Source organism: Caballeronia grimmiae, assembly GCF_000698555.1.
Classification (GTDB): Bacteria; Pseudomonadota; Gammaproteobacteria; order Burkholderiales; family Burkholderiaceae; genus Caballeronia; species Caballeronia grimmiae.
In genome coordinates this window covers 93,493-102,729 of the sequence record NZ_JFHE01000018.1, presented here as the reverse complement: position 1 = coordinate 102,729, position 9,237 = coordinate 93,493, and the positions used below count along the sequence as shown (strand labels likewise).

The 9,237-nt window shown below is 65.4% G+C and carries 10 protein-coding genes; all 10 read left to right on the top strand.

Going from position 1 to position 9,237, the window contains the following annotated elements; genetic code table 11:
* A partial coding sequence (locus BG57_RS18820; protein WP_035967059.1) for an EAL domain-containing protein occupies positions 1-307 on the top strand: 307 nt, incomplete at its 5' end.
* Positions 308-326: 19 nt separating this feature from the next.
* Positions 327-725, top strand: coding sequence for a hypothetical protein (locus BG57_RS18815; protein WP_035967058.1), 399 nt, complete (start codon positions 327-329; stop codon positions 723-725).
* Between the two features lie 235 nt (positions 726-960).
* Positions 961-1,650, top strand: coding sequence for an ABC transporter permease (locus tag BG57_RS18810; protein ID WP_035967057.1), 690 nt, complete (start codon positions 961-963; stop codon positions 1,648-1,650).
* A gap of 13 nt (positions 1,651-1,663) precedes the next feature.
* Entirely contained in the window at positions 1,664-2,377 is a 714-nt protein-coding gene (locus tag BG57_RS18805; RefSeq protein ID WP_035967056.1) for an ABC transporter permease, read from the top strand.
* Positions 2,378-2,431: 54 nt separating this feature from the next.
* The gene (locus BG57_RS18800) at positions 2,432-3,223 is read left to right on the top strand and encodes an ABC transporter ATP-binding protein (RefSeq protein WP_035967055.1); all 792 of its coding nucleotides are present in this window, start codon (positions 2,432-2,434) and stop codon (positions 3,221-3,223) included.
* A gap of 1 nt (position 3,224) precedes the next feature.
* Entirely contained in the window at positions 3,225-4,265 is a 1,041-nt protein-coding gene (locus BG57_RS18795) for a GlxA family transcriptional regulator (protein ID WP_035967052.1), read from the top strand.
* Between the two features lie 138 nt (positions 4,266-4,403).
* The gene (locus BG57_RS18790; RefSeq protein WP_035967083.1) at positions 4,404-5,633 is read left to right on the top strand and encodes an aspartate aminotransferase family protein; all 1,230 of its coding nucleotides are present in this window, start codon (positions 4,404-4,406) and stop codon (positions 5,631-5,633) included.
* A 35-nt stretch (positions 5,634-5,668) separates the two neighbouring features.
* Entirely contained in the window at positions 5,669-6,715 is a 1,047-nt protein-coding gene (gene aruF, locus BG57_RS18785) for an arginine/ornithine succinyltransferase subunit alpha (protein ID WP_035967050.1), read from the top strand.
* On the top strand, positions 6,712-7,737 hold the full coding sequence (gene astA, locus BG57_RS18780; protein WP_035967049.1) for an arginine N-succinyltransferase: 1,026 nt from the start codon (positions 6,712-6,714) through the stop codon (positions 7,735-7,737). The genes aruF and astA overlap by 4 nt, the downstream gene beginning before the upstream one ends.
* A 20-nt stretch (positions 7,738-7,757) precedes the next feature.
* Positions 7,758-9,230: a succinylglutamate-semialdehyde dehydrogenase gene (gene astD, locus BG57_RS18775; protein ID WP_035967047.1), complete on the top strand. Its 1,473-nt coding sequence runs from the start codon at positions 7,758-7,760 to the stop codon at positions 9,228-9,230.
* Positions 9,231-9,237: the final 7 nt, after the last annotated feature.

Below are 9,237 nucleotides of genomic sequence, written 5' to 3'. Positions count from 1 at the left end.
CGACGATTTCGGCACCGGCTATTCGAGCCTGTCGCACTTGCAGTCGTTCAGCGTGGACGGGCTGAAGATCGACAAGTCGTTTGTCGATACCGTCGGACAGGACGCCGCGTCGAGCAGCGTGGCGTCGCATATCATCGAGATGGCGGCGACCCTCGACGTGCAGGTAATCGCCGAGGGCATCGAGCGCGAGGAGCAGGCCGCGTATCTGCGCGCACGCGGCGCGCAGTTCGGGCAGGGCTGGCTGTTCTCGCCGCCGCTTTCCGCCGCCGACTTCGTCCGCTATGCGGGCGAGACGCGCACCAGCTAAATCCAACAAGGCAAAGTTCATGGACGATCACACCGCAGTATCCTTCCTTCGCGACGTGCGGCATCCGCTGCTCGGACTGCATCGCGCCGTGCTGGCGCACTTGCGCGCGCGGCACGAGGCCGAGTTCGGGCCGGTGTCGCCGGGCGAGTTTCTGCAAATCGTCATCAACGGCAGCGCGTATCGCTGGCTCGCTCCGTTGTCGACGCTGATCGCGGCCATCGACGACGTTCTCGACGACAGCGAAGCCACGCCCGACGCGCGCATCGCCCATGCGAAGGCGGTCGCCGCGATGTTCCGGGCCGAAACCCGCGACGCAGCCTTTGCGGAGCGGTTTCTGCCGCTGTTGCAGGAAAGTCCGGAAATCGCCGTGGCGAACGGGCACGTGGTGCAGGTCGTGCGGGGCAGTGCGCGCGATTAGCCGGCGCATCTTCTATCGAAAAAGCGACGCAAAAGCACAGATTCCGCCCGCCGCGAGGATCGACGTTTCCACGGCGGCAAGGCGGCGGCGGCGCGTGTGCAGGGGGCCGGGCGCCCCGCGCGTTCACGAATGACCGTTTGCTGCATTGCAATAAACCAGCGCCGGTTCGTTTGAGCGTTTATTTCGGCTTGCGACGATCGCCTCCCATCGAACGACGGAAACGAAGGAGGCGCTCGTGACGCTGTACGGCTACGGCCCGCTGCTTTGGGCGGGCGCAAAAGAGACGCTCGCGCTCGCGATGCTTTCTCTCGCGGTATCGGTGCTGCTGGGGCTCGCCGGCGCGTCGGCGAAACTGTCGCGGCACGGCATGCTGCGCGGCATCGCGACTGCCTATACGACGCTCATTCGCTCGGTGCCCGATCTCGTGCTGATGCTGCTGCTCTTCTACAGCATCCAGATCGCGATCAATCACGTCACCGACGCGTTCGCCTGGGAGCAGTTCGACATGGACCCGTTCACGGCCGGCGTGCTTACGCTCGGCTTCATCTACGGCGCGTATTTCACGGAGACGTTCCGCGGCGCATTCCTCGCGGTGCCGCGCGGCCAGCTCGAAGCGGGCACCGCGTACGGCATGAGCGGCATGCGGGTGTTCGGCCGCATCCTGTTTCCGCAGATGATGCGCTTCGCGCTGCCGGGCATCGGCAACAACTGGCAGGTGCTGGTGAAGGCGACGGCGCTCGTGTCGATCATCGGTCTCGCCGATGTCGTCAAGGCGGCGCAGGACGCCGGCAAGAGTACCTTCAACATGTTCTTCTTCGTACTCGTGGCCGCGCTCATCTACCTGGCGATCACGACCGCATCCAACCTCGTGCTGATGACGCTCGAGCGCCGCTACTCGACGGGCGTGCGTCACGCCGACCTCTGACGACGGAGCCGCCATGATCCCGATCCTCGCCGAATACTGGCGTCCGTTCCTGTACTCCGATGGCATGCACGCCTCGGGTCTCGTCGTCACGTTGTGGCTGCTGGCGGTGTCGATTGCGATCGGCTTCTGCGCGTCGGTGCCGCTCGCGTGCGCGCGCGTGTCGAAACGCCGCTGGCTCTCGACGCCCGTGCGCCTCTATACCTACGTGTTTCGCGGCACGCCGCTCTACGTGCAATTGCTGCTGCTGTACACGGGCATGTATAGCCTCGAATTCATTCGCAGCCAGTCGCTGCTGGAAGCGTTCTTCCGGAGCGGCTTCAACTGCGCGGTGCTCGCGTTCGCGCTGAACACCTGCGCTTATACGACGGAAATCTTCGCCGGCGCGATCCGCTCAATTCCGCACGGCGAAGTCGAAGCCGCACGCGCGTACGGCATGGGCACGTTCACGATGTACCGGCGCATCGTCCTGCCGTCCGCGCTGCGCCGCGCCTTGCCTTTGTACAGCAACGAAGTGATCCTGATGCTGCACGCGACGACGGTCGCCTTCACGGCCACCGTGCCGGATATCCTGAAGGTGGCGCGCGATGTGAATTCGGCAACCTATGAATCGTTCGGCTCGTTCGGCGTCGCGGCGCTGCTGTATCTCGCCGTTTCATTCGCGCTCGTCGCGGCGTTCAGGCGGGCCGAGCGCCGCTGGCTTGCTTATTTGCGGCCGGCCGCGCATTGACGGGCGTTAGAATCCGCAATCGTGGCGTACCCATCATTACCCGAGGAGAAAGCGTTGGAGCCCAAGCCCACAGACGTCGCGACGAAACTCGCCGCACAGGACATTCACAAGCGCTACGGCGATAACGAAGTGCTCAAGGGCGTGTCGCTGTCGGCGCGTGCGGGCGATGTCATCAGCATCATCGGCGCGAGCGGATCGGGCAAAAGCACGTTCCTGCGCTGCATCAATTTTCTGGAAAAGCCGAACGCGGGGCAGATCGTCGTCGATGGCGAAGCCGTCCGCACGAAGACCGATCGCCACGGCAACCTCGATGTCGCCGATCACAAGCAGCTTCAGCGCGTGCGCACGAAGCTCGCGATGGTCTTTCAGCACTTCAACCTGTGGTCGCACATGACGGCCATCGAGAACGTGATGGAAGCGCCGATTCACGTGCTCGGCATCTCGAAGAAGGAAGCCGAGGAACGCGCCCGCGAGTATCTGGAGAAGGTCGGCCTGCCGCCGCGCGTCGAGAAGCAGTATCCGTCGCATCTGTCGGGCGGGCAACAGCAGCGCGTGGCGATTGCACGCGCGCTCGCGATGCACCCCGACGTCATGCTCTTCGACGAACCGACGTCCGCGCTCGATCCCGAACTCGTCGGCGAAGTGCTGAAGGTCATGCAGAAGCTCGCGGAAGAGGGCCGCACGATGATCGTCGTCACGCACGAGATGGGCTTCGCGCGCAACGTGTCCAATCACGTGATGTTCCTGCATCAGGGGCGCACGGAAGAAGAGGGCGTGCCGTCCGAGGTGCTCACGCAGCCGAAGAGCGAGCGTCTGCGGCAGTTCCTGTCGGGCAGCCTCAAGTAACGTGGCAAGTCCATCGGGCCCGGCGCGCGGGCCGCTGCAAGTGGCGATCGTCGCTCTTCCGCCGGTCTCGATGAGCGGCATCGGGCCGGTCATCGACAGTCTCGCGCTCGCCAACGAAATCGACGGTCATCGTCTCTACGAGTGGCGCGTGTGTTCGTGGGACGGGCGCGCCGTGCCGCTTTCCGGCGGCGCGCAGCTTCCCGCCGATTGCGCATTCAACGACGCGCTGCAATGCGACTGGCTCATCGTCGTATCCGAACGCTATCAGCAGTTCGCGGACTACCGGCTTTTTCTCGCGAGCCTCGCGCGTGTCGCGCCGCGCACGCCGCTCGTTTCCGGCATTCATCATGGCGTCTGGTGGCTCGCGATGGCCGGGCAGCTCGCGCAATATCGCGTCGCGGTGAACTGGGAGACGTATCAGCAGTTCACGGAGCAGTTCGAGCGCACCATCGTCACGCAGCAGATCTTCGAAATCGACCGCGATCGCGCGACCTGCGCGGGCGGTCAGGCGAGCATCGACTTCATGCTCGCGATGATCGCACGCGATCACGGCCAGGATCTCGCCGAGCGCATTGCAGATTCGCTCGGCATCGGCGTGCTGCGCGCGGGCACCGAGCGTCAGCGGATTCCGTTCGTGACCGCGCCCGGCGAGCGGCATCCGCGCCTGAACGATGCGTTGCAACTGATGGAAGCGAACATCGAGGACCCGCTCGCCACCGATGAAATCGCGACGCTCGTCGGCATTTCGCGCCGGCAACTGGAGCGGCTCTTCCGGCAATATCTCGGCGCGATGCCGTCGAAGTACTACCTCAATCTGCGCCTCACCAAAGCGCGCACGCAACTGCAGCGCACGAGCAAGTCCGTCGTGCAGATCAGCCTCGCGTGCGGGTTTTCATCGGCGGCGCATTTTTCCAATGCGTACCGCGACCGCTTCGGCGTGACGCCGCGCGAGGAACGCCGCAACTGGATCGAGAAGCAGCGCGGCGGCGCAGTGGACGAGCCGCGCGGCGGCGCGCTGATCGAGCGCCCCGGCACGCGCTGAAGGCGCGTCGAAGGCCATCGAAGCATGTCGCGAACGCGCAAGACGGAACGCGTGCGATTGCTTAATATCGGAAGCATTGCAGTGCGCGATCAGCACGGCGCACGACCCGTGCAGCACGAACCAGAAAAGGAGTGGCTCATGACCGACATCAATGTGAATCGCGGTACGTTCGACGAAGTAATGGTTCCGGTATTCGCACCGGCCAGTTTCGTGCCCGACCGGGGCCGCGGCTCGCGCGTCTGGGACACCGAAGGACGCGATTACGTCGATTTCGCCGGCGGCATCGCGGTGACGGCGCTCGGGCATGGGCATCCGGAATTGCTGAAGGTGCTGCACGAACAGGGCGACAAGCTCTGGCACATCGGCAACGGCTATACCAACGAGCCGGTGTTGCGTCTCGCGAAACGCCTGACCGATCTCACCTTCGCGGATCGCGCGTTCTTCGCGAACTCGGGCGCGGAAGCGAACGAAGCGGCGCTGAAGCTCGCGCGCCGGTACGCCATCGACAAGTTCGGGCCGGAGAAGATCGAGATCATCTCGTTCACGCAGTCGTTTCACGGGCGCACGTTCTTCACCGTGAGCGTCGGCGGCCAGCCGAAGTATGCGGAAGGCTTCGGCCCGCAGCCGCAAGGCATCCGTCATCTGCCGTACAACGATCTGGCGCAGGCGCTCGACGCGATCAGCGACAAGACCTGCGCGGTGATCGTCGAGCCGGTGCAGGGCGAAGGCGGCGTGCTGCCCGCCGATCCCGCGTTCCTGAAGGGCTTGCGCGAAGCGTGCGACAAGCACGGCGCACTGCTGATTTTCGACGAAGTGCAAACGGGCGTCGGCCGCACGGGCACCCTGTACGCGTACATGCAATACGGCGTGACGCCCGACATCCTCACCACCGCGAAGGCGCTCGGCAACGGCTTCCCGATCGGCGCGATGCTCACCACCGACGCCATCGCGCAGCATTTCAAGGTCGGCGTGCACGGCACGACATACGGCGGCAATCCGCTCGGCGCGTCGATTGCGGAGAAGGTCGTCGAATTGATCAGCGATCCGAAGCTTCTCGAAGGCGTTAGCGTGCGCGGCGCGGCCATCCGGGCGCATCTCGAACGCATCAACGAGCGCTTCGGCATGTTCAGGGAGGTGCGCGGTCGCGGCCTTCTGATCGGCGCGGAACTGGCCGATGCCTACAAGGACCGCGCGAAGGACGTGCTCAACGCGGCGGCGGCGAACGGCGTCATCATGCTGATCGCCGGGCCGAACGTGATCCGCTTCGCACCCTCGCTCATCATGCCGATGGCCGATCTCGACGAAGGCTTCGCGCGCATCGAGAAGGCGATCGAGCAGGTCGCGGGCGCGGCGGCCGTCGCGCGCTGATTCATCGCCTCACCGCAAACGACGAGGAAACGACGATGCTATTCGTTCGTCCCGCAAGACTCTCCGATCTCGACGAACTCGAACGGATGGCGCGCACCGCCCAGCCCGTGCTGCACTCGCTGCCGCGCGACCGCGAACAACTCGCGAGGCGCGTCGCGCTCTCCGAGGATTCGTTTCGCGCCGAGGTCGATTTCCCCGGTGAGGAGTTCTATCTCTTCGTGCTCGACGACACGGACACGGGCCGGCTGCTCGGCACGTCGAGCATCGTCGCGTCGGCGGGCTATTCCGAGCCGTTCTACACGTTTCGCAACGACGCGCTCATTCACGCATCGCGCGAGCTGAAGGTGAATCGCAAGATTCACGCGCTCACGATGTCGCACGAGCTGACGGGCAAGAGCCGCCTGACGGGCTTCTATATCGATCCGTCCTTGCGCACGCCCGAAGGCGAAGCGGCGGCGCATCTGCTGTCGCGCGCGCGGATGATGTACGTCGTCGCGAACCGCAAGCGATTTTCGGGCGAAGTCTTCTCGCTGATGCTCGGCGTCACCGACGATGCCGGCTCGTCGCCCTTCTGGGAGGCAGTGGGCCGCAAGTTCTTCGGGCGCGACTTCGAGCAGGTCGAGCTCGAATCCGGCGGGCGCAGCCGAACCTTCATCGCCGAAGTCATGCCGACGTATCCCATCTACGTGCCGCTTCTGCCGGGCGAAGCGCAGCGCGTGCTGGGCGAGCCGAACGACAGCACGCTGCTCGCGTATGACATTCACCTGGAAGAAGGCTTCGAGCCGGACCGTTTCGTCGATATCTTCGATGCCGGCCCGGTGCTGACGCTGGCCGTCGACAAGAGCGCATCGGCGGGTTCGGGCGAATTGCGCCCGGTGCGCGATGGCGTCGTCGCGGGCGGCGCGCCGTATCTGATCGCAGCGGGCGGGGCGCACGGCTTCCGCTGCATCCTCGCCGATCTGAACGGCACGCGCTCCGATGGCGCCGCATTGACCGCCGCCGCACGCGACGCCCTCGGCGTGCATGAGAAGGACACGGTGCGTTGCGTGCCGCTGCATCAAGCCTCGGGAGAAATGCAATGATCGTCGTGCGCTGCGTGCAGCCGGGAGATGTCGACGCGCTCGTCGCGCTGGCAAAGGAAACGGGCCCGGGGCTCACCACGTTCAAGCCGGATAGAGAGGCGCTGGCGGCGCGCATCGAGCGCGCGCGCCGCACGCTCGCCGACGATGCCGCGCCCTACGAAGCCGGTTACTTCTTCGTGATGGAAGACACCGCGACCGGCGATGTCGCCGGCGTGTGCGGCATCGAAACGGAAGTCGGGCTGGAGCAGCCGTTCTATAACTATCGCGTCGCAACCGTCGTGCATGCGAGCAAGGATCTCGGCGTGTGGACGCGCATGTCCCTGCTCAACATCTCGCACGATCTCACGGGTTACGCCGAAGTCTGCTCGCTGTTCCTGAGCCCGCGTTATCGCACGGCGGGGGTGGGCGGGCTGCTGTCGCGCTCGCGCTTCATGTTCATCGCGCAATTCAAGCAGCGTTTTCCAGAGCGGCTCTGCGCGGAGTTGCGCGGCCATTTCGACGAGAACGGCGAATCGCCGTTCTGGAACGCGGTCGGCTCGCATTTCTACCAGATCGATTTCAACGAAGCCGACTATCTCAGTTCGCACGGCAAGAAGTCGTTCCTCGCGGAATTGATGCCGCGCTATCCGGTGTACCTCGATCTGCTGCCCGAGGACGCGCAACGGACGGTCGGCGTCACGCATCGCGATACCGCGCCCGCGCGCAAGATGCTCGAAGCGGAAGGGCTGCGTTACGAAAATCACGTCGATATCTTCGATGCCGGCCCGGTGCTCGAATGCCACACCTCCGATTTGCGCACGGTGCGCGAGAGCGTGCTGGCGACGGTGCGCATCGGCGAGCGGGTTGCGAAAGAGGGCGAGGCGAAGAGTCTCGTATCGAATACGTCGCTCGAAGATTTCCGCTGCGGCGCGACGACAGGCGCGGTTGAAGACGGCGCGTTCCTCCTCACCGCCGACGAAGCCGCCGCCTTGCGCGTGAAGGCGGGCGACACGGTGCGCGTGCTGACATCGCAGCCGCGCTAAAAATCAAGTTGAGACAAGTCATGGATATCCGGAACGAGCTGTACATCGGCGGGGAATGGCAGGACGGCAACGGCGCGGCGTTCGCTTCGCGCAATCCCGCGAGCGATGAAAACGTGTGGCAGGGCAAGAGCGCATCCGCCGATGACGTCGATCGCGCGGTGTCGTCGGCGCGGCGCGCGTTTGCGTCGTGGTCCGCGCTCACGTTCGACGAGCGCGTGGCGATCGCCAAACGCTTCGCCGCGCTGCTCAACGAGAACAAGGAAGCGCTCGCGCACGCAATCGGCCGCGAAACCGGCAAGCCGCTGTGGGAAGCGCGCACAGAAGTGGCGTCGATGGCCGCGAAGGTCGATATCTCCGTGCAGGCCTATCACGAGCGCACCGGCGAGAAGCGCGCGCCGATGGCCGATGGCGTCGCGGTGCTGCGGCACCGGCCGCATGGCGTCGTCGCGGTGTTCGGGCCGTACAACTTTCCGGGGCATCTGCCGAACGGGCATATCGTGCCGGCGCTGATCGCGGGCAACGCGGTGGTGTTCAAGCCATCGGAACTCGCGCCGGGCGTCGCGGCGGCGACCGTCGCGCTGTGGATCGAAGCGGGGCTGCCTGCGGGCGTGCTCAATCTCGTGCAGGGCGAGAAGGACACGGGCGTCGCGCTGGCGAATCATCGGCAGATCGACGGGCTGTTCTTCACCGGCAGCTCGGATACCGGCACGCTGCTGCATCGCCAGTTCGGCGGGCGGCCGGAAATCATCCTCGCGCTGGAGATGGGCGGCAACAATCCGCTCGTCGTGGCGCAGGTGGACGACATCGACGCCGCCGTGCATCACACCATACAATCCGCGTTTCTCTCGGCGGGCCAGCGCTGCACGTGCGCGCGGCGTCTTCTCGTTCCGGACGATGCCTTCGGCGAGCGCTTCATGCAGCGGTTTGCGGAAGTCAGCGCGAACATCCGCGTCGGCGCTTATGACGAAGACCCGCAGCCGTTCATGGGCGCGGTCATTTCAGCGCGTGCGGCGGCACGGCTCGTGCTGGCCCAGACGCAGTTGATCGATGCGGGCGCGAAGCCGGTGCTGGAGATGAAGCAGCGCGCGGCGAACCTCGGTTTCGTCACGCCCGCGATCCTCGACGTGACGGACGCGCGCGACGTGCCCGACGAAGAGCATTTCGGCCCGATGGTGCAGGTTACGCGCTACACGACGTTCGATGAAGCGATCGAGCGCGCCAACGACACCGCCTACGGCCTGTCCGCCGGCCTGCTCGCCGACGACGAAGCCGCGTGGACGCACTTCCAGCGCACGATCCGCGCGGGCATCGTCAACTGGAACCGGCCGACCAATGGCGCATCGTCGGCGGCGCCGTTCGGCGGCATCGGGCGCTCGGGCAATCACCGGCCGAGCGCGTACTACGCGGCGGATTACTGCTCGTATCCGATGGCGTCGGTAGAAAGCGCGCAATTGCAGATGCCGGCGAGCGTATCGCCGGGGCTCACGTTCTAAGCATCGG